Origin of the sequence: Paraburkholderia sp. RL17-383-BIF-A (genome assembly GCF_046028015.1) — a bacterium.
Taxonomy (GTDB): Bacteria; Pseudomonadota; Gammaproteobacteria; order Burkholderiales; family Burkholderiaceae; genus Paraburkholderia.
In genome coordinates this window covers 243,087-269,096 of the sequence record NZ_JARESR010000007.1, presented here as the reverse complement: position 1 = coordinate 269,096, position 26,010 = coordinate 243,087, and the positions used below count along the sequence as shown (strand labels likewise).

Sequence of the window (26,010 nt, the reverse complement as noted above, 5' to 3'; positions counted from 1 at the left end):
TGTGGTGTGATCCACACAGTGGGCCGTAATCGTTAATCAGCCATACTAATTATTAAGTGTGCCGACGCCACATACCCACAGGATTGGATAACGGCTGTGGCGGGCGGTCAGCATGGGGTTGAAGAACTTATTCCCGACGCGTGTCTCCCGTCCGGCAATTTGTTCCATGCTTTCGGTAAGGTTTCGAAATATTGTCCGTGCGCGAGCGCACAGAACGCAGCATCGCATTCGGGGATATTGTGTGTAGATTGCCACTCGGCGAATCACCAGGTCACCGGTAACGCGCACTGTGCGCCTCAACAACCGACAACGGTCGAGCCCATCAGCTATGCAGAGCTCCTCAGCGGAAATCCCGGACAGCTCCGGAAGCGTACCAAGCGATTACTCATGTGTATTGTGTGGTGCAGGCCCTGCGGGGATGGGCTTTCTGTTTTACGCGTTCAAGAATGGCAAGCTGGCTGAGGTGGCCAGAAACGGTTTGTTGATTATCGACAAACGCGTGAGTTTCGGTGCAGGCAAACTTGGCGATTATGTCAACGTGACGGGCAACTCGGTTGCCAAAACGTTTCTCGCATGTCTGGAGCATGAACGCTTCGACGAAGTGTTCGGCGACATCCGCGAATACAACGCGCTGCATAAAAAAATGGCCGCAGACCCCGACGGCGCGCCGCTACTTTCGGAAGTGGGCCAACTGCTTACGCTCGCCGCCGAGCGGCTAATCGCTCACCTGGTCGAGCATTTCGATGTCGACGTGCTGCGTGGTCATGAGATCGACGCGATCCGGCGCTGTCAGGACGGCCGGTTCGAAATCGTCCATCACGATACGCGCAAACCAGCGGTCCGCCGGCTAGTGACCAGCGACACGGTCGTGATGAATCTGGGTGGGTCGCAACGCGTCGAGGAAATCGATGAGTTGTGTCGCACGCTGGACATTCCTGCGCCAGGCGACGGGGTCATGATCCACACGTCGGACGATCTGCTTCGTCTTACCAGGACGCAACTGGTCAACACGTTTGCGCCGGTCTTCGCAGCACCCACGGCCGGGCGTAGCAACCGGATATCGATCATCGGCGGCTCGCACAGCGCATTCACGATGACCGAACGCCTCGCGACAGATCTTGGCGAGGTTGGGCTCGATGAAATCTCAATCATTCATCGTTCGCCGATACGGCTGTTTTTCGAAACCGAGGCCGAAGCGCGCGCATGGGGCTACACGGTCGATCCAGCAAGCGATATCTGTCCGGTCACCAGGCGCGTCAATCGTTCGAGCGGTCTGCGTTACCGTGCGTTCGAGATCGCGTGTGCCGTCATGTCGCACGGCCGCGTACCAAGCACGAAGCCGCGCATCGAATTGGTCGACGCAGCCTCCGGCGAAGCGGCGCAAGCTCGCGCGGCCGAGTGTCTGGCGCACTCCTGCGCCGTGATTCATGGCGCGGGCTACGGGCCTAACATGTCGGCGCTGGTCGATTACCGGGGCGCGACGATTCCTCTACAGTTCAGCCAGGGTGGAATCGAGGTCGACAAGTTCGGCCGTCCGCTAGACATTCACGGCAATGCGATACGCGGCCTGTTCACCTTTGGGCTGGGTGCGGGCTTCCGGCCCGATCCGGAGATTGGAAGCGAGGCCGCATTCACCGGACGAATCTATGGCGTCTGGATCTTTCACCACGATATTGGCGGGCGGATTCTGGCTGGCGTCTTAAAAGCGCTGAGCGCGATGGCCGATCTGCGCGAAGCGGAAATGATCGCGACCGCGGACGACGACCGCCACGCGAGCACCCGCTCGGGCCGCGCCCGGAATGACTCACACCGCTGACTGACTGGCGTCAGCCCTCTGTCGCAACGCCTTGCCGTTTCCCACCGGAAGTCCGCATATTGCTGTGTGAACACGATTTACATAGCCATACTTAATAAAATAGACATATTGCGTTTTGAAGCTGTGTTCAACTGACAATTCACCTGACGTCGAATTCTGTTTGAGCTGCTACAAAGCGGCTCGCGCGTACAGAGCACGAGCGAATGCTCGATTCAGATAAGTCCTCACTATTCCGCCTATCGTGCTGGGTATTCCGCCACGCTTATTGGCGCGACTTTCTTTGCCGGTTATGCTGCACCGCGACATCAAAGACAACGCAATGCCAGTCGCGAAGCCTTGATCGTCTCCAACACCGCTTCAGTTTGCCGACCGCGCGAATGAGGGGAAGTGAATCGTCACTACTGTCTCGATTCGAGTGGAGGCCTGCCATCCGCAGGCCTGCGATACTTACGTGAGGGAAATGATGACGAATTATCAGTCATACCGCCGTGGTAACCGTCTGCTAGAGGCGCTCCCAACGCATGAATGGGAAGTGCTGGCTCCTCATCTTGAACTCGTCGAATTGACTCCCGGACAGATGCTGTCGAAATCCGGTGAACTCATACGCACCGTCTATTTTCCTGTCACAGCCATTGTGTCTCTCCTGCAGACCATGGAAAACGGCAGCTCGGTGGAAATCGCCGCCGTTGGAAGGGACGGCACCACAGGCGTGCCGATCCTGACAGGCGGAGACACCATGCCTGCAAGCGTGCAGGCCCAATGCCGGGGCTTCGCCCATCGAATAAGCGCAAAAGCGCTTCGCGATGCGTTACGCGATTGTGCATCTCTACGTTCGTTGATGTTGCTGTACATGCAGGCTCTCCTCACACAGGTCGCGCAAACGGCGGCGTGCAACAGGCTCCATCGACTCGACGAGCAACTGTGTCGATGGCTTCTGGTTGACATCGACCGTTCGGGCACGAGCGATTTGCAAGTCACGCAGCAACTGATAGCCGACATGCTCGGTGTGCGCCGCGAAGGTGTGACGGAGGCGTCTGGCAAGCTCTGCGAAGCAGCCCTCATCCATCACAGTCGCGGCCGTGTCCGGGTTCTGGACCGGACCGGACTGGAGGCGCGGGCGTGTGAATGCTACGAGATTGTCAAACGCGAATTCGACCGGCTATTGCCACGCATCAGTGTGATGGAAGCCACACGCTGATGGCCGACATATCCGCGCCCAATCGATAAATTGGGCGGGAAGCGGTGCATTTGTGTGTTTGCGTACAATGCCCGACACTCCACAGAGATAGACTGCGCCGACAACCCGTCTCAAGGAAACCTGATGCTGACGTCGGAAAAAATAAGGTTACCGAATGCGGGCCGGGCGGCGACTTCCGGTGGCCGCTATGCGTTCATCGATGTTCTCCGTGGAGTGGCAGCGCTGCTCGTGATTTTCCAGCATGGCGGCGAGGGCGCCGGTTGGTTTTCAATCACCACAGGGTTTGGCCCGTGGATCAACTTTGGGCAAGTTGGCGTCCTAACTTTTTTCCTGGTCAGTGGATTTGTCATTCCACTGAGTCTTGAGCGCGCAAATGCCCTGGGTAGATTCTGGAAACATCGTATTTTTCGGATCTATCCACTCTACCTAGCCATTTTCGCGTTCGAGTTGGCGCTTTATCTTGTCGGCTGCGGTGCTTACCCTCCCGGCGCTATACATAATTTCGGCTACTTCCTCCTATTGCACCTTTTCTTCCTGCAGGACTACGCACATCTACCCAACTTCGTTAGCGCATCGTGGACGCTCTCTATGGAGTTTGCCTGGTATATTCTGTTGTCGTTCGCATTCGCGCTACGGGTCAATCGGCGTAGCGTCTTACTGGCTGCGCTCACAGTAGCCGGATTGCTAGCATTGTCCATAGCATCATACGTTTTGCACCTGCGCATACCGCTTGGCCGCTTCGGCATCGTGGCGAGTTGTGTCGTAGGTCTGCTGTTTTACCGCCGGCATACGCATGAGATCAGCCAACTATCATTTCTGATTTTGGTGGGCTCAATTATGCTTGCGATCGTTCCAGCGCTTTATATAGGATTTGGTGTTTTCCAACGCCCTGAGATTGCGACGGTACAGTCTGTGTTCATCTCATGGGGTGTCGCCTACCTGCTGTTCATCGGTTGCTATGCGGCACGCGAACGATCGATCATGCAACTCAAGCCGCTGCTAGGTCTCGGAACAATAAGCTACTCACTGTACCTCGTTCACCCGACTGTCCAGAATCTGATCGGACTGGCCAATATCGAGGGCTGGCCGCATGTGGCGATCCTGTGCCCAGCAACTCTGGTGCTTTCGTATCTCACGTATCGTTTCATCGAAAAGCCTGCGATCGATTACCCGCGTCGCATGGAGCGCAAAAAGAAGGCGCGTCTCGAGATAAAAGGGCAGGCGCTAGCTAACGATTGAGCAGCCCGCGATCCACATGCGTCGGATTCATCGCGTCGTGACCGCTGTCATGCTTGCCGCAGTTCCTGCGGAGCGCCTGAACGAGGCCCTCGCCCTCTCGACATGTAGTGGTGTGCAGTCTGAGTAGAAGTCGCCATTCGTCGTCTGGTTTGCTGTCGAACTGCTATTTCGCGATGGCCTGCAGGTCTTACCACGTCCGGTATCACATTCGCACCCTTGCCGATTTGCCATGCTTGTATGCGCAGCGGGCTGCATGTCCTTGGCGCAAACCGGGCCAATCATCCGCTTCGCGCTAAGTATCCGTCAGCGCATCCCGTCTTGAACGCGCGTAAGCGCGGTGCGAAGGTGATGGCATCGTAACGACGGAGCAAGGCAATGGACGACGCAACGGGCGAGGCCGTACCGACGGGCGCACGGCGCCCCCGGCAAGGCGAAGCATTCTGGCGCGAGATGGTCATGGCATGGACCACAAGCGGACTGGGCCTTCGACGTTTCTGTCGTGAGCAGGGGCTCGCCGTCAGTACCTTCGGCCTGTGGCGCAAGAAGCTCTCTGGCGAGGCACGAGCAGGCGCGCACCCGCTCGCGGTCACCCCGGACGCTGCATTTATCGGTTCCCATCCGGACACCGCACCAGCCACTCCTGCGCCACCGTCGACGGCGGACGCTTTGTCATCTTCGCGTGATCGGGTGACGTTGTCGCTCGCCGGTGTTCGCATCGAGCTGACCGGTGCTCATGCCGAGCGCATCGTGCGTTTCGTGCTCGGACAGCTCGGAGGTAGCCGGTGCTGATCGCAGCCGATGTTCGTGCGTATATCTGCCGTGAGCCGGTCGACATGCGCAAATCCATCGACGGCCTGTCGTATCTGGTCGAACCACTGCTTGCCCAGAACCCTGTCTCGGGCAATCTGTTCGTGTTTGTCGGCCGGGACCGCTCGAAAGTCAAATGCCTTTACTGGGATCGCACCGGCTTCGCGCTCTGGTACAAGCGCCTTGAACGGGGCCGCTTTCCATCACCGTTAGCGCTCGCGCAACGCGGCTTCACGCTTGCCGAACTCAACGCCTGGCTCGAAGGTATTGAGATCCCGGCACGCGAGCCACATCGCGCCGTCGCGGTGACGCGCGTGAGCTGAACTCGCTGTCGCCTGCGCAAATACAACGCTCCCCCGATCTTGTAAACGTAGCGCGAGTTGGGCATCATGATAGCCATGCCGCCCACCGCCATCACTGTCGCGGAATTGCCGGTCGAGCCCGACGTGCTGCAAGCCTTCGCGCTCGAACAGAACCGGCTGGCATGCGTGCTGTGGGAGCAACTGGAAGCGCTGCAGCACCAGATTGCCCAGGCGAACCGTGCGCGCTTCGGCGTCAGTTCCGAGCGGCTGGCGGGTCAGGCGGAACTGTTCGACGCCGCCACGGAGTTGCCCATTCCTCCTGAGCCGGCGCAGGTTCCGGTCGCGGGCCACACCCGCAAGGGCCGTCCGGCGCTGCCGAAGGACCTGCCGCGCGAGCGCGTTGAATACGATCTGAAGGACGAACAGAAAGCCGCATTCGATTCGCTCGAGCGCATCGGCGAAGAGCGCAGCGAGACGCTGCACTACGAGCCGTCGAGGCTCACCGTCATTGAACATATCCGCTTCAAGTACGCGGCGAAGAAGGATGGCGAGTCGACCATCGTGACCGCAAGTGCCCAGCCTTCGCCGCTGCCGAAGAGCAATGCGAGCGCGAGCCTGCTGGCTAACATCCTGGTCAACACCTACGTCGATCACCTGCCTTTGAACCGGCAGGAGATGCGCTATGCACGACGTGGTGTGCACCTGCCCCGGGCAACGCTGTGCGAATGGAAGCTGGCGGCAGCCGAACTGCTCGAAGTGCTGCTGCCACCGCTACGGGCTCACCAGTTGCAGGCACCCCGCATGCACGTCGACGACACGACGCTGCCATTACTCGAGAAGGGTCGCACGGCGACGCGCACAGCACGATTATGGGGATACCTGGGCGCGGGCCAGCGCGAGGAGAACGGCGTCTGGGTTGACCACCCGCCAGCGGTCGTGTTCGAGTTCGCCGAATCGCGCTCCGGTTCGCATCCGCTGCGGTACCTGCAGAAGTACAAAGGTTATCTGCAGGCGGACGCGTACAGTGGACATGGCGCACTCTACGAAACCGGAGACATCGTCGAGGTCGGATGTTGGGCGCATTGCCGTCGACGCTTCTTCGAAATCGCGAAGGCGCAGAGCAAACCGGGACTTGCGGCGCAGGCGCTGCAGTGGATTGCCAGCCTGTATGCGATCGAGTCGCGGATCCGGGACCAAACACCTGATCTCAAATATGCGGCGCGGCAAATCGATGCGCTGCCGGTGCTCGCACAGTTCCGGCAATGGCTGGAAGGCAACGTCATCGGTTTGCCGGCTCAGGCGCCGCTCGCGAAAGCCTTCGGCTATGCGTTACGCCATTGGCCGGCGCTCGTTCGTTACACCGAGAGCGGTATCCTGCTGCCTGATAACAATGCTCTCGAGCGTCAAATTCGCCCTATCGCCCTGGGGAGAGCCAATTGGACATTCGCGGGCTCGCCGCGTGGCGCCAGGGCCGCCGCCACGATGTACTCGCTACTCGGCACGGCTCGGCTGAACGCCTTCGAGCCCTATGCATGGCTCAAGGACACACTTCACAAGTTGCCGTCGTATCCTGTCAACCGCGTGCACGAACTGTTGCCGCTCGCCCGTTAAACGCCTACACATTCATGGACATTCTCGACTCGCTTCGGCAGGCGCCCAGCGCCGAGTTGTATCGCCTCTATCTCGCCATCGGCAAAATGCTGGACGACCCGCGACGCATTCTCGAGGTACGTCAACGCTTGCATCTGGGAATGGAGGTCAGTTATATCGGGGGCGATCCGCTCGCACCACCTTCGCACGGGACGGTGGTGGAGCTGAGGCAAACCCAGGCGGTGATCCAGGACAACCAGAACCGTCAGCGTTGGTCGCTGCTCTACGCGGCGGTTATCCCTGACACTGCGAGCGGCCCAACTCACGCGCCTCCGTCGCCGCCACCGCGAGCTCAGCGAGAGGAATTCTTCATTGGCGACACCGTCAGCTTCACCGACAAACATCTGAGTGAGCGGGTCGGCATCATCGTCCGCCTCAACGCAAAAACCGCGTCCATCGCTGTTAATGATTCGGAAGGCCATTGGCGGGTCTCTTACGCTCTGTTGCGGAAGATCGTCGACATCTAACCGCGCGACACCGTCAACACGGGTTCCGCTGACGGATACCGCGCTAAAGTCCGATCCCGGGCCCGATGCGTCGCTGAGGCCTACCGCATCGGCTGTATCCGTTTTTGGACAGCGTCGCATTTCCAGTAATGTATGATGTTTGCCGCGACGATCACCGCGCTATGCCAGTGCCGCCGCCAGTTTGTTTTCGACTTTCGGTCGATTGCTCTCCCCGGCTGCGTTCGGTGATTTTTGGTGAATCGCGAAGGAGGTGATTCGTTATAAATTCAATCTCGCCTCAAAGAAAGGACCAGGCAAATGTTGAGCGTTTTGACACACTTCTTATGCTTTATATTTGGCGTGCTAATAGGCGTTTTCGTATGCGCATTGTGTGTCGCGCGAGCCAGAACGCCGCGAGGCGATGAATAATCCTTTTTTTCGGGCGCTCAAGTGAGCGGCGCCTCGATTTACATCGGCGGCCGCGTTTGCCTCGAACCGTGAAGGCCGCGACGATCATCTTCATGACGCAGCAGAGGCCATCAGCGCGAGTAATATCCGACTTCGGCGAAGATCTGACAAACTCATCTCCATGCGGTCGAGGCATGGGTAACGCGCTCTCCCAGAGTGTTGCCGACCTACACGAAGTTCCTCCGTTGACCCGGTAGTTGGGCGAAAGCAAGTATGTTGCTTTCCGCACTGAAACGGGAGTTCGGGGATCCTACACTGCACGGGTTGCATCTCTTCGCGGCGATGGAAGTCGCGATGGAAAGCTTCACCGAAGCTGCTCACGACTTCTCGTGGCCGCACCATTCACCGGATGTCAGCCAGATCTTAATCGACCTTCTGCGCACTTGCGCGAAGGCGGCTTCCAAAGGGCTTCCATGATCTTTGTGACAGGCTGCGCCGGTTTTATCGGCGCCAACTTCGTGCTTGACTGGCTGCAGCTCTGCGACGAACCCGTGGTGAACGTCGACAAGCTCACCTATGCGGGCAATCTGCACACGCTGAAATCTCTGCAGCGCAATCCTATGCATATTTTTGTGTGCGCCGACATATGCGACCGGAGCACAATGGACAGGCTGCTCGCCGAATACACGCCTCGCGCGATCATTCACCTTGCGGCGGAGACGCATGTCGACCGGTCTATTCACCAGCCGGAGAACTTCGTCCAGACCAATGTGGTCGGCACCTTCACGCTGCTCGAAGCGACCCGCCAGTACTGGAATGCACTCGGCGAGGCCGACAAGGCCGCTTTCCGCTTCCTGCATGTGTCGACCGACGAAGTGTTCGGCTCGCTGTCCGCTACCGATCCGCAATTTTCCGAGACCACACCGTACGCGCCGAACAGCCCTTACTCGGCGACCAAGGCGGGTTCGGACCATCTGGTGCGCGCGTATCACCATACGTATGGCCTGCCGGTGCTCACCACGAACTGCTCGAACAACTACGGTCCGTACCAGTTCCCCGAGAAGCTGATTCCGCTGATGATCGCCAACGCGCTCGCGGGCAAGGCGCTGCCGGTGTACGGCGACGGCCAGAACGTGCGCGACTGGCTGTATGTAGGCGACCACTGCAGCGCGATCCGCGAAGTGCTCGCGCGCGGCACGCCGGGCGAGACGTACAACGTGGGCGGCTGGAACGAGAAGAAGAACCTCGAAGTGGTTCACACGCTGTGCGACCTGCTCGACCAGTTGCGTCCGAAGGCGGGCGCTTCGTACCGCGACCAGATCACTTACGTGAAGGATCGTCCGGGCCACGACCGCCGTTATGCGATCGACGCGCGCAAGCTCGAACGCGAGCTTGGCTGGAAGCCGGCGGAGACGTTCGAAACGGGCCTCGCGAAAACGGTGCAGTGGTACCTGGAGAACCAGGCGTGGTCGGACGAAGTCGCCTCGGGCGAATACCGCAAGTGGGTTGAGACCAACTACGCGCAACGCGCGTAAGGGCACGGCAATGGCGCGCAAAGGCATTATTCTCGCGGGCGGTTCGGGCACGCGCCTGTATCCGATCACGCACGTCGTATCGAAGCAGTTGCTGCCGGTGTACGACAAACCGATGATCTATTACCCGCTGTCCACGCTGATGGTGGCGGGCATCCGGGACGTGCTGATCATATCGACGCCGCAGGACACGCCGCGCTTCGAGGCGATGCTCGGCGACGGCAGCCAGTGGGGGATGAATATCCAGTACGCGGTGCAGCCTTCGCCGGACGGGCTCGCGCAGGCGTTCATCATCGGCCGGGAGTTCGTGGGTAATGATCCGTCGGCGCTGATTCTCGGCGACAACATTTTCTACGGGCACGATCTGGCGAAGCAGCTGGAAAACGCCAACGACAAAACCGAAGGCGCCACCGTTTTTGCGTACCACGTGCACGACCCGGAACGGTATGGCGTGGTCGAGTTCGACCGCGAGTTCCGTGCGCTTTCGATCGAGGAGAAGCCCGCGAAGCCGCGCTCGAACTACGCGGTCACCGGTCTTTATTTCTACGACAAGCAGGTGTGCGACATTGCCGCGGATATCAAGCCGTCGCCGCGTGGCGAGCTTGAAATCACCGACGTCAACTCGCGTTATCTCGCCAACGCAGCGCTCAATGTCGAGATCATGGGCCGCGGTTACGCCTGGCTCGATACGGGCACGCACGACTCGTTGATCGAAGCAGCGACCTTCATCGCCACGCTGCAGAAGCGGCAGGGGCTGGTGGTCGCGTGTCCCGAAGAGATCGCTTTCCGAAAAGATTGGATTGACGAAGAGAAATTGCTGGAACTCGCCAAACCGCTAGCCAAGAATGCGTATGGACGATATTTGCTTAATCTGCCCAAGGATCAGATTGCGTGGCCAACCCAGTGACACTTGCGTTCACGCGAATTGAGTCGGCCCGTATCAATGTGTGATACCCCATTCCCAAAGCGTTGAACGTGCGCCGACGCACATTTGATTCGAAACCAGACAGGTATGCTTGATTGCATGGGCTACAGCGGGCGTTTCCATCGCTCCCCAGTTGTATTCGCGTTTATCAGCGCGGTCTGCACACCGGGTTGAGTAGCGCGTCCGATATTCGCGTTCCAACCCCCAGACCGCAGCAGATAACCTGACAATACGTCGAGTTTTTACGGTATTGATCTTCGAGTCACCGATGAGCATGTAGCCAACCTGATGAATAGTCGTTCCGCCGACGGCAGGCCGTCTTAATAGTGGAATTGCTCGGTCGCTTGACGAATCACGCGCTCGCCCCTGGACAAGTTTGCGACGAATGAGTACCGCCAGGGGATTTAAGTCGGATTCCGCGGCGCTTCTGGCGCCACCTGTAGTTCTACACAAATTACCGGCAAACCGCGATGTTGAGACGAAGCCTGCTCGCGAATTTCGTTGGCCAGATGGTGACTGTTTCGCTCGGCATCGTCATGGTGCCGATCTATGTACGCCACCTTGGCGTGGAAGCATATGGGCTCATTGCCATCAACGCGGTTCTCCTCGCATGGGTACTAGTGCTCGACTTTGGCCTTTCACCGACGTTGTGCCGCGAGTTAGGCAGCCTGCGGGCAGGAACGGGGTCGAAAGATGAAGTGGGATTGTTGCTCGAGTCATTGGAAAAACTGATCCTCGGCACAAGCGTGGTCCTGTTCATCTTGTCGATCTTTGTCGCCCCCTATTTTGCCGAGCGATGGTTGAACGCTTCCACGCTGCCTCCGAGTGAGATCCGCACTGCGTTTGTGCTGATGACGCTGACGGCTATCGCGCGCTGGCTTTGTGCACTGTACCGCGGGGGAGTGATCGGTATCGACCGGCAGGTCGCGCTCAATGGCATTGGAATTACCTTCGCCGTAATACGCAACGTCCTCGTCGTGCCAATCATCATAGCTTGGCCGCGCGTCGAGTTCTTTTTTGTCTGGCAACTCGTGGCGATTGTCGGGGAGGCTGTCGCGATGCGGATCCTGCTCGGCAAAACGATCGATATACCCATCTTTTCGACGCGGTTTTCATGGAAGGTTCTGTCATCGCGCGCAAAGCTATCTCTGTCGATTGCATTGTCGGCACTGATCTGGGCTTGCACCGCGCAGATAGACAAGGTGGTTCTTTCGAAGGTCCTCCCTTTGGCGGATTTCGCTGTGTTCAGTATGGCAACGTTGCTTGCGAGCGGCATCATGTTGTTGGCCAACCCGATTCAGCAGGCTTTCATTCCCCGATTGACTACCGAGAGCTTTGGTGGTGGCGAGCGAATTCGTCAGATGTACGCGCTGGCCTCTGAGGTGACGTCGTTGGCGGTAATTCCGGTCGCAGCGGTGTTCGCCTTTTCGCCCGAAGCCGTGCTTCGATTATGGTCCGCGAGCGCGCCAGTGACGCCGGAAGCATTGCGAACGATGCAATGCTACGCAGTCGGAAACGCATGTTCGGCGTTGGCATCACTTGCCTTCTTCGTGCAGTACGCAAAAGGGGATTTGTCGCTGCACTTGAAGGGGAACATCGGATTTCTCATCCTCTTCGCGCCCGCAGTTCTATACGGCGGCATTCACTTCGGTGCAGTCGGCGCGGCCTATGTGTGGCTGGGGATGAATCTTCTGCTGTTGTTCGGCTGGGTGGCGATCGTCCATCGAAAGTTTATCGATGGAATCAACGCCAGCTGGTATCGCGGACTCGCAGCACGCGTTCTGGCGGTCATACCCATCGGTCTGTTGATGAGCCGTGCCGATTTGGCGGCATGCTCGCGCATTGGTCTGTTCTTTGTTCTGTCGGGTGCGTGGCTGGCCATGCTTGCTCTGACCGTCGCAGTTTCGCCGATCGTTCAACGCAAGGCTCGCCACCTGGCGGGACGACTGGTCCTCAACTGAGAGAAACGTATGGATACAACCCTTCAGCATTCGGTATATGAGCAAACCGCGCCTGTGTTGTCGGTCGTCGTGCTCTGTTATCGGCAAGGTGAGTACGTCGGCGCGTGCCTGCAGAGCGTCCTCGACCAAAAGATCGATGTGCCTTTCGAGGTGATCGTGGGTGACGATAACTCACCAGACGATTCGCTTGAGGTCATCGAGTCGTTTCGACGGCGTTTTCCGGATGTGATCAAGGTGGTTGCGCATGAGAAGAATGTTGGCTTCTCGGGCAACTTTGCCGATACGGTTGCTCTCGCGAGAGGCGAATACATCGCCAACATTGATGGCGACGATGTCATGTCTCCCGGCAAGCTGCAGCGTCAACTCGATTTCTTGAGGTATCACCCGGAATATGGTCTCGTAGTACATAAGATGCGCACGGTCGACCAGGATACGTTGGAGCCCGTGGCGTTTCCGCTGCCACAGCAAAAACCGGCGACGTTTGACGCCGAATACCTCATCAAGAATGGTCCATTCTTTTTTCATAGCTCGGAGATGTATCGGGCGCATTTGCGCCGCCGCCATCCGGTCGACGTCGGTCTCAAGTCGGTGCCTGACGTTGCCCATCTGACCCAGGTCCTGATGGGCTCTCGAGGTTGCTACCTGGACGAAGATTTGGGTCTCTACCGCGTCAACCGTACTGGTTTGACTTCCGTTCGCATTAATAATCCCACGCGCCATAGGGAATGTCTGAATGACGTAATCCAGACCTGCCAGATCGCGGCTGATCTCGGCATGGCGAGCGACGCCGTCAACGAGGGGCGTGCAAAGTTCTATCTGACGTCGGCCATTTTCTATCTGGAACATGGGAGCGAGGACAACTTTGAGGACTGCATCGAATCGAGCTGGCGCGCTGCGCGGATCGGTTCGAAACAGATGGTCTTGTACGCCATGCGTCGCTGGCCCCGTACGTTGCGCACTGTCTATACGGGGATCAAGCAGATGACCGGACGCCAACGGGCTAACGCATGAGTACCACCGTGCAGGAGCGCGAGCGGCCGGTCAGAAGGACGTTGCGGCTTCTCGATCTGTGCAACCTGGCGTGTCTGGCCTGGTACCGAATCAAGACGCGTCTCTGGTACGCGCACGTATTCCAGTCGGTCGGCGCAAAAACGACAATTTTTCGCCCACTCCTGCTCGTCAACGTGCATTACGCGTCGGTCGGCGAGCGTGTGCTGATTCGGCCAGGTGCGCGTATCGAACTTGTGGTGACGGAATCGGCGGCGCCGCCGCGGCTCACGATTGGTAGCCGGGTCAATATCGAGCAGAACGTCCACATCGTATGCGGCTCTTCCATCGAGATCGGCGATGGCGTGACCATTACAGGCAATGTTGCCATTGTCGATGTCGAGCACCCCTATGAGGACGTCAACGATAGGACACGTATCGGCGAGCGTATTCGCACCCGGGGCAACTACGTATCGATAGGGCAGGACGCATTCATTGGGTTCAATGCGGTGATTCTGCCCAACGTGAAGATCGGACGTCATGCCGTGGTGGGCGCGCATTCGGTGGTGACACGCGACGTTCCCGACTATTGCGTGGTTGCAGGAAATCCGGCGCAAATCATGAAGCGCTACAACTTCGAAACGAAATGTTGGGAGAGGGTGAAACAATGAAAGTCCTAATTACGGGTGGCGCCGGCTTCATCGGCTCAAGTTTGGCACGCAAGCTCTGCGCAGACAATGCGGAAGTTACGGTGCTCGATAATCTTTCTCCCCAAATTCACGGAGATGATCCCATTGTCACATCCGCAATCTTTGCGTCGTTGCCGGTAAGCGTGCACTTCGTTAAGGGGTCCGTGACTGATCGGGCAGTGCTGGAGCGTGTTATGCAGGGGCAAGACGCGATCGTGCATCTTGCAGCCGAGACGGGTACTGGCCAATCGATGTACGAGGTCGATCGCTATGTCGATGTGAATGTGCATGGCACAGCCCTGATTCTCGACATACTGGTGAAGAACCGCCGCAATTCCGTACGCAGGGTAGTCGTTGCTTCGTCGCGCGCGATTTATGGAGAAGGCAAGTATCGTTCGCCGGCCGCCGGCATTCTGTATCCGGGCCCGCGGCAGGAAAAAGATATGCTCGAGGGGCAGTTCGAGCACCTCTGTCCCGTCAGTGGTGAGGCGATGGAATGCGTGCCGACTGACGAGGAATCGAAAATCCATCCGACCTCGCTTTATGGCATTACCAAGCAGACCCAAGAACAAATGGTGATGACCACCTGCCGATCCATTGGCATCGCTGCGTCAGCGCTACGCTATCAGAATGTCTACGGTCCCGGGCAGTCGTTATCCAACCCTTACACAGGCATTCTTTCGATTTTTTCCACGCGTATCAAAAACGGCAATCCGATCAATATTTTCGAGGACGGGCTGGAAAGCCGAGACTTCGTCTATATCGATGACGTGGTCGACGCAACCTATGCGGCGCTTACAAACGCCAATGCGGCGGACAACGTATTCGGCATCGGCTCCGGCGTGCGCACTTCGGTCATGGATGTCGCAAAGACACTGTGCGAGGTATATGCGAGTGATGTCAGCGTCGCCGTGACAGGCGCATTCCGCCTAGGTGACGTACGCCATGTTTATGCAGACTTGACCAAAGCAAGGGAAATGCTCGGATTCGAGCCTAGGGTGTCGTTTAGCGAGGGAATCACACGATTTGCCCAGTGGGTCGACCGGCAGGAGGTGATGGCCGATACCTACGAGAAAAGCATCGCCGAGATGCGGGAGAAGGGGCTCTACAAGGGATGCGAACGCGCCGCCTGAAGCACAATCCAGCGGATGCCCTCATCATGCTAGGACGGCGGTGCCGCGACAGCCACCTCCGCAACTCATTTGAAGGACGTGATATGTCAACGAGATATGGATCGCCGCTAATCGGGATTGTCACCGTGCTGTATCGCTCCGATTCTGTGCTTCCCGATTTTTTCAAAAGTCTCGCCGCCCAGTGCGATGTAAATTTCAAGCTGTATGTGATCGATAACAGCGAGACGGACACGGGAAGTGCGATATCGCGCGAACTCGCAGCTCTTCACCATATCCGCGCCGACATCGTGTTCAACAACAACAATGCCGGTGTCGCGCGCGGCAACAATCAGGGCATAGGGATGGCGTTAGCAGACGGGTGCGATTACGTTCTGCTAGCCAATAACGACACTGATTTTCCCGATCCCGACGTGATCGCTGGACTCGTGAAGCACACCGAGGAGGCGGGTGCGTTGGCCGCCGTGCCCAAAATCACATATCACGGTACTAATCGCATATGGTGTGCGGGAGGGCGGTTTTCGCCCCTTACTGCCACTACGCCCCACGTGGGCGATCGGAAGGAAGATCGCGGGCAATTCGACAAGCAAATGTTTACGGAATACGCGCCAACCTGCTTTATGTTGCTCCACAAAAGCATTTTTCGGACGATCGGAATGATGGATGAGAAATACTTCGTCTATTACGACGACAGTGACTTCGTCTGGCGTATGAAAAATGCCACTATCGGCCTGTTGTATGTGCCGACGTCATGCGTCGGGCACAAGGTGGCGGTGTCCACCGGTGGCAATGAAAGTCCGTTCAGCCTGTTTTATACGGCACGTAACCGCGTCTATTTCAGCCGCAAGCATTTGGCTCCGACACACCGCGCGATTGCGATCGCCTATGCCGTTGTTACATTGACGGTCAAGTGCGTGAAGTTTTCGCCGGCGGCCAGATTAAGCGTGTTCAAAGGACTTAGAGCCGGCTTCGCACTGTCAGTTGCCGATCATTGACCAAGTTCTTGGGCAACGCGCCGGTGCTTCGGCGCGCTGTCATCTTTACGACGCGAAGGCGGGCATAGGCGATGGCAATGAAAGTCCACGGCGCGAGGTAGGAGAATTCCGGAACTGAAATCATCATCATCACCCATGTCGTGACGCAACACTGGCGCAATGCCATCCCCTCCGCCGACCAATCGAGTTTGAATGCCGGGTACAGAATGAGCAGGCTCACGAGGATGAGCCCCAAGACCCCTGTATTGACCAGCAGAGTCGAGAAGAGGTCGGTCGAACGTATATAGCCGAAGCCGATCCCAAACAGCTGGTTGGCAAGCGAGCCGCCCGCCCACATATCCATGGAAGCACGGAAGAAACCGGATCTCTCGACGCCAGATACGTTGTGCCCGTCCATCTTGTCGAGAATCATCTGTTGAAACAGATCGGCAATGTAGTCTCTTGCCAGATAGGCGACCACAAAGAGCACTAAGGCGCCCGCCATGGCCTTGAGCGGATGGAAGCCAATCTTTCTGATGCGAATGAGCAGATAGACGACGTAGCCGATAAATGCGGTCGACGAAGTACTCATGATCAGCGAGGCGCCGATTATCCACACTGGCAGTCGCCGTTTCGATGTCGCGTTGAAGTAGACCCAGAATGGGAACATCGACAGAGCATACATCGAAGGTTCGCCGGTCAGGCTCTTCAGCCGCTGCATGTGGAATCCGTGGATGTCGAGCCATTGGAAGGAGCTCCCATTCAGCGAGCCGTCCTCTGCGCTTCCGTCACCATTTCGAAACTCAGCGCCAAATGACCGGTTGGAAATGAAGTCTCCGGGTTGGCCCGTTACGACGAAGTACACCACCTCATAGATGCCGTACACAGCGAAAATTGTCGCCGAGGCAAGCAGCCACTGCTGCCACGATGGTTTGTAGAAGATATAGACGTATGAGGCATAGAGCACGACAGCGACGAGATAGATCGTTTGGGTAAACAAGCTCTTTCTAAGGATGAAGGTCAACACATCGCTATCGTCGATAAGCAGGACTTTTGTAAAGTCCGGTTCATAGGGAGCTGCGGTATCAGCGAGCTGGGACGCCAGGAAGAAGACTGTCCACACTGACGTTGCGACGATCAGGAAGTTGATATAGCGAGTACGCGAAGCGCCGGCGCACGCCAATGCAATCGGTAATGACAGGAAGCACATGATGTAACCGAGCGTCGTCCCCTGAACGGAAGGCAGGATAAGTACGGAGGTCACGGGCATGGCGAATACCCAGACGAAATAGTACAGATCGGCGTGCGAGGTAATGCGCTGTTTCATGGGATTCCAGGGAGGCTTGCAAACCGGTTCAGGAAGTGGAAATGGATCACGTGCCCGGTGCTGGCAAAACCCTCTTGTCAGCTCCCGGATGCGATACTCGCGTGCCTGCCGGCGGGTACGCCGCCCTATTTCAGAAGAGCGCTAAAAATGTCGACCACGCGTATCTGTTGCGTTTCGGTCAAGCCTGCCCAAAGGGGAAGACGGATCAATCGCTTCGATTGATTGATAGTGACGTCGAGTGAACCGACAGCTTTACCGTACCTTTGGCCGCCTGGAGAGGAATGAAGTGGCACATAGTGAAATACCGAGCCGATTTCCTGCCTTCTGTACTCGTCGAGTATGCGCTGCCGTACATGTTCATCTTCGACTAATACATAGTACATGTGTCCGTTGTGCCTGCATTCGTTCGGTATGATAGGGCGGCGCAACGCACCTTTGCGCTCGAACGGTTCGAGAAGCGCGTGATATCGCTCCCAGTTCGCGAGACGCGCTTCGGTGATCGTTTCTGCACCTTCCAACTGTGCCCAAAGATAAGCGGCGATCAGTTCGCTCGGCAGAAAAGAGGAGCCGACTTCTTGCCAGGTGTACTTGTCGACTTCTCCGCGGAGGAAACGGCTGCGATCGGTGCCTTTCTCGCGGATTATTTCCGCGCGCCTCGTGAGGGCGGGGTCGTTGACCAGCAGTGCGCCACCCTCGCCAGAAATGATGTTTTTGGTTTCGTGGAAACTGTATGCGCCGAGGTCGCCAATGGAGCCCAGGCCGCGGCCTTTATATGTGGCCATGACGCCCTGCGCTGCATCTTCCACGACCTTGAGTCCGTGCCGTCGCGCAATCGATACGATCGTGTCCATTTCGCATGCCACACCGGCGTAGTGCACCGGGACAATCGCGCGGGTTCGTGGCGTGATCGCGGATTCAATCAATCGTTCGTCGAGATTCATGGTGTCTTCGCGTATATCGACGAAGACCGGCACGCCGCCGCGTAGCACGAAAGCGTTCGCCGTCGAGACGAACGTGTACGAAGGCATGATGATCTCGTCGCCGGGCTGAATGTCCAGCAACAGTACCGCCATTTCAAGTGCGGCTGTGCAGGAGTGCGTCAGCAAAGCCTTGCCAGCACCGCTTCTTTCCTGCAGCCACCGGTTGCAACGTCCCGTGAATGAGCCGTCGCCTGCAAGCTTTTTACTGAAGTGAGTCTCCGCGATGTACTTCAATTCGTTGCCCGTCATGGCGGGTGCATTGAAGGGAATGCGGTTCTCGCTTACCTCGATTCCAATTTGCGGCGTAGATCGGCTCATGAATAGGTCACCCCAAATAATCGAGAATCAATGGTTCTCGCTGCGACATGTACTTGGGTCTCGAAGCTGCGCAGCCTCAAGCCCCTGCTTCCCGGCGAATTCGCCCGGTGTTTCACAAGGAGCAAGGTGCGTGAGCGCCTCGCTGTAGACCTCTGTAGCGTTACACCTCGTCTGTTTCACTGAGCGTGCGCGTGTACTGCGCGGCCTGCTCATAGCTTCTCCAATTGCTGGCTCGTTTGGGGATTGCGTTGAAAACCGATCCGAGAAGTCGTCCTCCTGCGCGTCGTAGCTTCTTGACCGTCTCCGAAATTTCGTCTTCGCTTTGCATGCCGGAGCGAAGCACGAGGACGGTCGCACCCGCGTGAGGTGCCATGATCGCCGCGTCGGTCACTACGAGGAACGGCGGAGTGTCGACTAGAACGAGATCGAACTGCACGCTCAACTGATCGACGACCTGCTTGAAGTCGTGCATCATCAACAGCTCAGACGGGTTGGCCGGGTAGGAACCGCACGACATAAAAGAGAGCCCGCGAACGCCAACAGAACGAATGGCATCCGTGCTGCGTAGCTTGCCTTGAAGAACCTCGGACAGGCCACCGCGATTGGATTGTTTGAAGAACGAGGCGAGATTGCCTCGGCGCATGTCGGCATCGATGAGCAGGATGCGCAAGCCGACTTCCGTAAGAAGTATGGAGAGATTCGCCGCCACAAAGCTCTTGCCTGTGGAGGGACTCGGACCCGTTAACATCACAATGTTGTTCTTTTTGTTCAGGCGATCGCGACACACTTGCGTACGTACCTCGCGCAGCGCTTCCACTGAGGGCTCATGCGGCAAGCGGCTCGCGAGAATGCGCGCGCCCATTTCGCGCGCTACTCCTAGGCCGACAGCAGCGTTCGACGACTGGGCGTCGAGCGGGTCCAACGCTAGTGAATGGGGGTCGGGCAGGCCCGGAACGCTGTCGGCACGCCCGGCCGGCGATTCCTGCGAGGTCTGCACAGATGTTTCGTTTTCCAACTGAGCCTGTTGCCGGCTAAACAGTACTTCGCCGAGGACAGGTACATCCAACCGACGCTCGACAAACAGCGGGTCGGTAACACCGGTGGTTGCGTAACGCCTCAGTACAATGAAAAACGCTCCGATAAAAAATCCCAGCCCCCCGCCCGCGAAGACAACCAAAGGCCGGTTGGGTTTGACCGGTCTATACGGCTGCATCGCCTCGTCGACAATGTGTGCGCCACCTGAGGCGCTTGCGCGGCGCACGGAAAGCTCTTCGGCCTTGCTGACCATGCCTAGGTAGATAGTTTCTGCTACCTTCGCATCGCGGGTCAGTTCAGCGTTGCGCCGCTCGGAAGTTGGCATGCTGGTGAAGCGCGAGTCGAAGGCACGTTTTGCATCGGCCAGCTGGGCGAGTTGCGCGTCGATCGTTTTGACCTGCTGACTATTGGGCGTAAAAAGCGACGCCGCCTGCGTGCGCTGCAGCTGCAAGGCTGACGTGCGCTGCTGCAACTCGATGCTTCCCTGTAGATACGATTGCGCTTCGGTCGTCGGCCGCATTGTCTCGGTTGACGATTGATAGTCGCTCAAGGCCTGTTCGGCACTCGTGAGATCCCGTTTAAGCCTCGGCAGCTCGCCCTGGATGAACTCAAGCGTTTTCGTGTCATTAAGCTGGCGACTCGCCACCGCAGATGCAATGTATTGTTGAGCAACTGCATTGGCGACGTCGGCGGTCAGCCCTCGGTCTTTCGAGGAGAAGGAAATCTGGACGATCCCGGTGTCCTTCGTGACTTCAGCGATTTTGAGTTGGCGCCGCAGCCCATCGATTGCATCGAGCGCATTGCGATGGATCACCGTGAACGGGGTACCGGGCCTGGCCACGAGTTCCTTGACCGTGATTGATAGCCCGTCCGCCACGGTTACGGGCGTGCCGGTCTCACCACGTAACAGGATAGCTCCGTTAGGTGCGCGAAGTTCGTATTGGCCCTTGTCGAGCGCAATTAGTTCCAGTGGTTTTTCCTCGAGATACGCGGGTACGTGAAGCGACGGGATTTCGAGCCGTTCGCCGCCCCAGGCGAACGAACTGAGCCCAAACCACGGCTTGGCGGGATGGCCAGGATAAGCGAGTTGCTCCGCGAAATGACCGAGGATTGGGAAGGTATGCGGTAACACTTCGACATCAAACTGAAATTGGCGAACCACCGGCTCAAGCACGGACCGGCTTTGCATGAGGGAAATTTCCGCAGCGGTCGCTTGCGTGCCCGGTTGCTGCTGCGCTGTGCCATCCTGGCGGGAAATGCCGAGTGCATTCTGGTCGGGTGGCGCAGGCGGGTCGACACGCACGACGACGTCGGCCGAGTACGTCGGTGCCGAGAGGAAGGCGTACGCAGTGGCAAGCGTCGTTGCTATCGCGACGAATGCCAACAGTGTCCAGATATGGTCTCGCAACAAATGAAGCATGTCGCGCAACGAAAAGTTACCCTCGTCATTGCCTGCACGAGACGATCCGGAATTAAGAATATGCGTGTTCAAAGGCGCCATCTCCAGGTTTCGGGGTAACAAGCTAATCGATGGTGCGACAGGCTTGGCCGCGCAGATCATTGGACACCGACCGTGCAACTCGCCCACGGCCGAAATTGATACATCGATTCACATTGGTTCGACGAATCGCCGGCTAGGATCTGATGTCGTTGCCTAGCCGTCATTCACCGATTCGTCGCAGCCACGTCCATCGACGCGACTCTGGACAGGTGTGATATGAATACCGCTTTTCCTACCTGCCGGTCTGTGGTTTAGCGCACGTTGCACCGCGCTGGTTCCGTTAAAGTAGGCGAGATACTCGCTAGGAACGTTTAGAATGTTTTACGCTCGTAAAGCCGTAGCAAAATTGACTTTAATGCGGCGTCATATTTACCAGTTTTCCAGTGTTACCCGCGGGATACTCCGTTTTTCTGACCTCCTTGCGCTCACCCGCACACCACCTGTGTTTAAATTGCCTGAGGGATCGACCAGGGGAATGCGGCCCACAGGGAGGTCGATCACGATAGCGAGGCTCCAGCCGCATGAGGAAACGATCAATCCAAGTAGCCATCGTCATTTGTGGAGCAGTACTCAGTCTCGCGATTGCTACTGTTGTACATCTGAGGGAAACAAGGTGGTCAGACCTTAGGCTGGAAAACGCGTTTGCGGCGAGTAAGCCTTTTCATGATCAAGTCGGGGCGACGCCTCAGATTCCATGTTCAAAGGGGCACGCTGGTGTATTTTATGGAGTAGTGGGTCATGTCCAGCAGGGCGGTATCTATACGGCGCGCAGCTTCGAGGCGCAGATCTCCCAATTGCGCGACCTTGGCATAACCATATACGCTCAGGATGTCGGGGACAAAGCCGCGGCGGAGCAGATCGTGCGACTTGCGCGGGTAGCGGCGGCGCAATGCGTCGGCATACTGCCGTTGATCATCACACCGGACGTACAGGCAAATTTGAACGAGTCAACGGCGTACGCTCAAGGCCGCAAACTTGGAGCCGACGCGGCTACGGTGTTGAATAGCCTGGTTTCGTATTACCAGGTGGGTAACGAATTCGATAATGACGTGATCCTCAACGGAGCGAGCGGCGAGTATCCCTCCCATTACGACAATGCCAAGTACCAAAAGGCACGCGGCGCGATTCGAGGCATGATCGATGGCATCAAGGAGGTTCAGCCGTCTGCCCGAATACTGCTGGGCTCACTAAGCTGGCTGCATTATGGCTTTTCGGACATGCTGAGGGACGGCACTGAACCTGATGGGAAGCGGGATAGCGCGAAGGTCGTGGAGTGGGATATCACCGCATGGCACTGGTATTCGGAAATGAGTCCGAACCGGGCTTCGTGGGTACCGCAGCCCAATGTTTTGAATCACGTATTGACCCATCTAAGCACCCAATACGGCAAGCCAATCTGGATCACGGAATTCGGCGTGCGGCCGGACTATTCCGGCGGTGATCCTGGCGCGTACCTGGTTGGACCGGATGGACTTGCGGGTTTCGTTGCGGATGCAAAGAAATATGGAATCCAAAATGTAACGCTATATCAGCTTTACGATCAGCCAAGTGAAGAGTACGGTCTGCTCTACGGTGATGGCGTAAAGCGGAAGCGGCGTTTCGAACAGGTTAGGAAGTTTATCGAGGCCCACCCAATGCCTTGAGTATGCCTCGGTGAATCAAAGTTGTTCGAGCGCGGTCAGCAGGATTTTCGCACTCGTTTGCCAACGGTACTTGCTCGCGTGGAGGTGGCCACGGCGCCGTAGGTCGGCCCTGAGTTCGCTGGTATAGAGTAACGATTTCAACTTGTCGGCTATATCGTCGGAAGAGAAAGGGTCGCAATATAGTGATGCGTCCCCGCAGACTTCGGGCAATGCGGCTGCGCTAGCCACCAGGGTCGGGCAACCGTTCTTCATTGCTTCGAGCGGGGGGATCCCAAACCCTTCGTAGATCGATGGATATACGAAGCAGCGGGCATGTTGATAGAGTGCCTTCAATTTGCCGTCGCTCACATAGCCGACATATTTGATGTTGGGGGCAACGTTCGAGATATCATCGATCTTGCCGAAGATCGGATTCTTCATGCCAACGATGACGAGGTCGAGAGAGGGATCGTTGACATGTTGGAACGCTTCGACAATTCGAGCGAAGTTCTTGGTCGGATTGAGGTTGCTGACGGCGAGCACGAACTGGTTCGAATTCAATCCATGTTCGCCCAGCACGTTGTCGTCGGGTTCGATAGTGTCGAGATGATCGGCGCCGAGCGGAACGACGCCGATTCGAGAGGCTGGCACGCGGCAATGATGGGCTAAGCGTTGGCGAGAAAAGTCCGAGTTGGTCAAAATGCAACTCGACGTACGCGCAAGAATCCAGAACATGATTCGATACCAGGCGCGGAACCGCAGGGAAAAATGTGCGGGCGTGTCGAACACGGCCGCGTCATGCATGAAGATGACCTGGCGAGGGCGGAATATCGACCCTGAATTACTCAGGTTGACGATTCGGCGCCGTCCGGCAAATATGGGTAGCATGACCTGCTCCCAGAATAGCCCTCTTCCGAATCCCATCCTCAGTGTCTGCGCGCCGTCAACGGGCAGTATCTTGTCGCCGGGTGGGACTGCGACGGTTACATGGTCGATCTCCGGCAGTTGCGTCATAGCAACAATTAATTCTCGAGCGACTCGCTGCACGCCGGTCGCCTTCTGACCCGTAAATCTCCCGTTGTAGACAAAATTTTCCTGCGTTGTCAGTGTGTCGATCGCGTTTGCCAATGTACGTGTAGACATGTTTCGTCCTTCGTGTCGAGCATTTTCTGGCGGTGGTTCAGGTCACGGAGCCATGCAGACTCATATGAATTGCAACCAAGTGTCGGCGCTCGGCTGGTTGCTCTTTCCCCCGAATACGGCCCATGAAAATCGAACAGGTGGCGCCAGGTAGGCGGGCAGCCGTGTTGATGATTCGGTTCAGCGACATGATAAGAAGTGCATTCAGCTCTCGCACCAGACGAACGGGTGTTGAGCCGGCTATCGAGTCGAACAAAAGCGGCACGCGTGCTGATGTCGCATGTCACGTTCTCAGGGCCTTCATTCTGTCGCGCCGCCTCGGCGGGACTTCATGGCTCGCGTGAAGAGCATGATTTGGGTCCGACGCCGCGATGCGGCTTTAGGGAAAGACCTTCGCTCTCACCCGAAGATTGTCGAGTCCGGAGCGAATGTGACGAGTGCCCACGTTATCGACTTGAATAGTCCGGGTCCGTTCGGTATCGCTCATATCGCGGAAAGGGGAGTCGGACCAGCGGGGGCCGACCGGCAATCGCGATCGCGAACGGTACCTCACTGTCTGGACGTTCCCAGCAGATTCCGCGTTGGGCTTAGGCGCAAGGTCGCTCCTCCCGTTGCCAAATAAGTCGGAGATGGCGTCAGGTGCTCACTGCAATAAGGCGTTTTGTGTCAGATAGAAGCGGAATTGCAAAAAAAAACGCGCCAGCGTGGAGGTTCTGGCGCGTATGTGCTGCAGGTAGATCCGAATGCGTTTATTTCGGATGCGACGCGATGAAGGATTTCACGCTCGCGTACTGAGGCTTTTTCGTTTTGCCATCACTTTGAAGCAATCCGTATGTCCCGGCAGGATCATCGTAAAGCTCGTACATCTGAATGGACTGCAGGTTGTACGTCGAAGCCACAGACGCATATTCGGCCATCATGGTATTGCCGGTTAGGTAAGCTCCAGCTTGTGAGTCGGTGGCAGTCCAGGGGCGTACGCCATACTCGGTCAGCCAGATCGGCTTGCCGAACGCCTGAAGCTTGGACAGGACGTTATAGCAGCCCGACCCGCCGCAGATGTTCTGGATATCGTCATAGTCGTTGTACCAGTGCCACGCCGTTACATCCCAGGAGACAACGGGGTGACCCGCCGTACCATCCGGCTGCGTACCCTGTGCGAGCATCTCGTCGAAACCCCAATGCAGCCAAGTTCCTGCGCCCATGACGATCTTGCCTTGGGTATCGACAGACTTGATGCCGTCGATCATGCCGCGGATTGCGCCGCGAGCAATCATGAATTTACTGTTGACGTAATCCGTCGGGAATGTCCCGTCGTAGTTGCCGGCAAGGGTGTCCGCCTCAAGCTCGTTGCCGACCTCGTAGTAAGACGCGTGCATGGCGGAGGCCACCTGCTGGCCGAGCGCATATCCGGCGTTGTACGAGGCCGTTTCGCTCGAATACTCTTGCGGCGAGATGAGCAGCACCGGGTAAACGGTGACGCCTCCCGCAGCCATCGTGGTGGCAATCTGTGCGAGCGCCGTTGCAGCTGCTTTGCTGGAAACATCGCTGCGATAAATCGTCATTCCCAAATCTTGAAGCTGGGCCAATTGCGTTTGCGTGCTTGATGAGGCGTAGGCGCCGCCTTGCTGGAAGTGGCCGTTGACGCCATAAAAAATCTTGCCAGTCGACGCTGTCGTCGTAGCCGGTGTAGTTGTTGCGGGCGCCGAGGGGTTGCGCTTCGTTCTATTGGCCACTGCCGCTGGGTCTTGCGAAGAGTCGCCCCCGCCGCCGCAGGCTGCAAGCAGGATGCTGCCGGAAAGCGCGGCGCCGAGAAGACGCGTCGTGTGCGACGAAAGAATTCTCTTGAGTTGCGTTTGTCGATTTGGTTTATTTTTTCGTAAGTTAGTAGTGCTTATCTGAATATTATGCATGGCTGTTAGGAGTGCGAATAATAAAAATAAAGGCTTCAAATAATTGGCGAGTTTCCAGAACACCATGCAATTCGTGTGGGTGTCCAATCAATCCCGCGTTGAAACCCGAAGGA

General features: G+C 57.3%; 21 protein-coding genes. 16 read left to right on the top strand and 5 right to left on the bottom strand.

Annotated features, from left to right (window positions below; all coding sequences use genetic code 11):
* Positions 1-418: 418 nt before the first annotated feature.
* From P0D71_RS11550 to P0D71_RS11480, 15 genes are all read left to right on the top strand, one after another.
* Positions 419-1,816 carry a hypothetical protein gene (locus P0D71_RS11550; RefSeq protein ID WP_408480059.1) on the top strand — a complete coding sequence of 466 codons (1,398 nt, stop codon included), beginning with the start codon at positions 419-421 and terminating at the stop codon, positions 1,814-1,816.
* Between the two features lie 463 nt (positions 1,817-2,279).
* Complete coding sequence (locus tag P0D71_RS11545) at positions 2,280-3,014, top strand: Crp/Fnr family transcriptional regulator (RefSeq protein ID WP_408480086.1); 735 nt, start codon at positions 2,280-2,282, stop codon at positions 3,012-3,014.
* Between the two features lie 123 nt (positions 3,015-3,137).
* The gene (locus tag P0D71_RS11540; protein ID WP_408480057.1) at positions 3,138-4,253 is read left to right on the top strand and encodes an acyltransferase family protein; all 1,116 of its coding nucleotides are present in this window, start codon (positions 3,138-3,140) and stop codon (positions 4,251-4,253) included.
* Positions 4,254-4,628: 375 nt separating this feature from the next.
* Complete coding sequence (gene tnpA, locus P0D71_RS11535; protein WP_187191010.1) at positions 4,629-5,042, top strand: IS66 family insertion sequence element accessory protein TnpA; 414 nt, start codon at positions 4,629-4,631, stop codon at positions 5,040-5,042.
* Positions 5,036-5,383, top strand: a complete 348-nt coding sequence (gene tnpB, locus P0D71_RS11530; RefSeq protein WP_179707317.1) for an IS66 family insertion sequence element accessory protein TnpB — start codon at positions 5,036-5,038, stop codon at positions 5,381-5,383. Before tnpA ends, tnpB begins: the two co-directional genes overlap by 7 nt.
* A gap of 123 nt (positions 5,384-5,506) precedes the next feature.
* A complete protein-coding gene (tnpC, locus tag P0D71_RS11525; protein ID WP_408480055.1) occupies positions 5,507-6,973 on the top strand; it encodes an IS66 family transposase in 1,467 nt (488 codons plus the stop codon).
* Between the two features lie 14 nt (positions 6,974-6,987).
* A complete protein-coding gene (locus tag P0D71_RS11520; RefSeq protein ID WP_111489003.1) occupies positions 6,988-7,479 on the top strand; it encodes a hypothetical protein in 492 nt (163 codons plus the stop codon).
* A 660-nt stretch (positions 7,480-8,139) separates the two neighbouring features.
* Complete coding sequence (locus tag P0D71_RS11515; protein ID WP_408480053.1) at positions 8,140-8,343, top strand: hypothetical protein; 204 nt, start codon at positions 8,140-8,142, stop codon at positions 8,341-8,343.
* Positions 8,340-9,401, top strand: a complete 1,062-nt coding sequence (gene rfbB, locus P0D71_RS11510; protein ID WP_408480051.1) for a dTDP-glucose 4,6-dehydratase — start codon at positions 8,340-8,342, stop codon at positions 9,399-9,401. The genes P0D71_RS11515 and rfbB overlap by 4 nt, the downstream gene beginning before the upstream one ends.
* Before the next feature lie 10 nt (positions 9,402-9,411).
* Positions 9,412-10,305, top strand: a complete 894-nt coding sequence (rfbA, locus tag P0D71_RS11505) for a glucose-1-phosphate thymidylyltransferase RfbA (RefSeq protein WP_408480049.1) — start codon at positions 9,412-9,414, stop codon at positions 10,303-10,305.
* A gap of 488 nt (positions 10,306-10,793) precedes the next feature.
* Positions 10,794-12,284, top strand: coding sequence for a lipopolysaccharide biosynthesis protein (locus P0D71_RS11500; RefSeq protein ID WP_408480047.1), 1,491 nt, complete (start codon positions 10,794-10,796; stop codon positions 12,282-12,284).
* A 9-nt stretch (positions 12,285-12,293) separates the two neighbouring features.
* Positions 12,294-13,295 carry a glycosyltransferase family 2 protein gene (locus P0D71_RS11495; protein ID WP_408480045.1) on the top strand — a complete coding sequence of 334 codons (1,002 nt, stop codon included), beginning with the start codon at positions 12,294-12,296 and terminating at the stop codon, positions 13,293-13,295.
* A gap of 8 nt (positions 13,296-13,303) precedes the next feature.
* Positions 13,304-13,942: an acyltransferase gene (locus tag P0D71_RS11490; protein ID WP_408480044.1), complete on the top strand. Its 639-nt coding sequence runs from the start codon at positions 13,304-13,306 to the stop codon at positions 13,940-13,942.
* On the top strand, positions 13,939-15,093 hold the full coding sequence (locus P0D71_RS11485; protein ID WP_408480042.1) for an NAD-dependent epimerase/dehydratase family protein: 1,155 nt from the start codon (positions 13,939-13,941) through the stop codon (positions 15,091-15,093). The genes P0D71_RS11490 and P0D71_RS11485 overlap by 4 nt, the downstream gene beginning before the upstream one ends.
* A gap of 83 nt (positions 15,094-15,176) precedes the next feature.
* The gene (locus tag P0D71_RS11480) at positions 15,177-16,085 is read left to right on the top strand and encodes a glycosyltransferase family 2 protein (protein WP_408480041.1); all 909 of its coding nucleotides are present in this window, start codon (positions 15,177-15,179) and stop codon (positions 16,083-16,085) included.
* Here P0D71_RS11480 and P0D71_RS11475 read toward each other — a convergent pair.
* The 3 genes from P0D71_RS11475 to P0D71_RS11465 form a co-directional block, all read right to left on the bottom strand.
* Complete coding sequence (locus P0D71_RS11475; protein ID WP_408480039.1) at positions 16,048-17,391, bottom strand: O-antigen ligase family protein; 1,344 nt, start codon at positions 17,389-17,391, stop codon at positions 16,048-16,050. The genes P0D71_RS11480 and P0D71_RS11475 overlap by 38 nt on opposite strands.
* Before the next feature lie 125 nt (positions 17,392-17,516).
* On the bottom strand, positions 17,517-18,689 hold the full coding sequence (gene rffA, locus P0D71_RS11470; RefSeq protein ID WP_408480037.1) for a dTDP-4-amino-4,6-dideoxygalactose transaminase: 1,173 nt from the start codon (positions 18,687-18,689) through the stop codon (positions 17,517-17,519).
* 160 nt (positions 18,690-18,849) lie between these two features.
* The gene (locus P0D71_RS11465) at positions 18,850-21,225 is read right to left on the bottom strand and encodes a polysaccharide biosynthesis tyrosine autokinase (protein ID WP_408480036.1); all 2,376 of its coding nucleotides are present in this window, start codon (positions 21,223-21,225) and stop codon (positions 18,850-18,852) included.
* 731 nt (positions 21,226-21,956) lie between these two features.
* Between P0D71_RS11465 and P0D71_RS11460 the strand changes: the two genes are divergently transcribed.
* Complete coding sequence (locus P0D71_RS11460; RefSeq protein ID WP_408480034.1) at positions 21,957-22,868, top strand: glycosyl hydrolase; 912 nt, start codon at positions 21,957-21,959, stop codon at positions 22,866-22,868.
* Between the two features lie 15 nt (positions 22,869-22,883).
* Here the strand turns inward: P0D71_RS11460 and P0D71_RS11455 are convergent, their stop codons facing one another.
* Together P0D71_RS11455 and P0D71_RS11450 are read right to left on the bottom strand one after the other, a co-directional pair.
* On the bottom strand, positions 22,884-23,963 hold the full coding sequence (locus P0D71_RS11455) for a glycosyltransferase family 4 protein (RefSeq protein ID WP_408480085.1): 1,080 nt from the start codon (positions 23,961-23,963) through the stop codon (positions 22,884-22,886).
* A 773-nt stretch (positions 23,964-24,736) separates the two neighbouring features.
* Positions 24,737-25,984 carry a glycoside hydrolase 5 family protein gene (locus P0D71_RS11450; protein WP_408480033.1) on the bottom strand — a complete coding sequence of 416 codons (1,248 nt, stop codon included), beginning with the start codon at positions 25,982-25,984 and terminating at the stop codon, positions 24,737-24,739.
* Between the last annotated feature and the right edge of the window lie 26 nt (positions 25,985-26,010).

Excerpts from the sequence above, each read along its gene's own strand:
- P0D71_RS11500 (WP_408480047.1), top strand. The coding sequence starts at position 10,794 with ATGTTGAGACGAAGCCTGCTCGCGAATTTCGTTGGCCAGATGGTGACT.
- P0D71_RS11485 (WP_408480042.1), top strand. The coding sequence starts at position 13,939 with ATGAAAGTCCTAATTACGGGTGGCGCCGGCTTCATCGGCTCAAGTTTG.
- rfbA (WP_408480049.1), top strand. The coding sequence starts at position 9,412 with ATGGCGCGCAAAGGCATTATTCTCGCGGGCGGTTCGGGCACGCGCCTG.
- P0D71_RS11480 (WP_408480041.1), top strand. The coding sequence starts at position 15,177 with ATGTCAACGAGATATGGATCGCCGCTAATCGGGATTGTCACCGTGCTG.
- P0D71_RS11475 (WP_408480039.1), bottom strand. The coding sequence starts at position 17,391 with ATGAAACAGCGCATTACCTCGCACGCCGATCTGTACTATTTCGTCTGG.
- tnpA (WP_187191010.1), top strand. The coding sequence starts at position 4,629 with ATGGACGACGCAACGGGCGAGGCCGTACCGACGGGCGCACGGCGCCCC.
- P0D71_RS11520 (WP_111489003.1), top strand. The coding sequence starts at position 6,988 with ATGGACATTCTCGACTCGCTTCGGCAGGCGCCCAGCGCCGAGTTGTAT.
- rfbB (WP_408480051.1), top strand. The coding sequence starts at position 8,340 with ATGATCTTTGTGACAGGCTGCGCCGGTTTTATCGGCGCCAACTTCGTG.
- rffA (WP_408480037.1), bottom strand. The coding sequence starts at position 18,689 with ATGAGCCGATCTACGCCGCAAATTGGAATCGAGGTAAGCGAGAACCGC.
- P0D71_RS11550 (WP_408480059.1), top strand. The coding sequence starts at position 419 with ATGGGCTTTCTGTTTTACGCGTTCAAGAATGGCAAGCTGGCTGAGGTG.
- P0D71_RS11540 (WP_408480057.1), top strand. The coding sequence starts at position 3,138 with ATGCTGACGTCGGAAAAAATAAGGTTACCGAATGCGGGCCGGGCGGCG.
- P0D71_RS11495 (WP_408480045.1), top strand. The coding sequence starts at position 12,294 with ATGGATACAACCCTTCAGCATTCGGTATATGAGCAAACCGCGCCTGTG.
- P0D71_RS11545 (WP_408480086.1), top strand. The coding sequence starts at position 2,280 with ATGACGAATTATCAGTCATACCGCCGTGGTAACCGTCTGCTAGAGGCG.
- P0D71_RS11515 (WP_408480053.1), top strand. The coding sequence starts at position 8,140 with ATGTTGCTTTCCGCACTGAAACGGGAGTTCGGGGATCCTACACTGCAC.
- P0D71_RS11465 (WP_408480036.1), bottom strand. The coding sequence starts at position 21,225 with ATGGCGCCTTTGAACACGCATATTCTTAATTCCGGATCGTCTCGTGCA.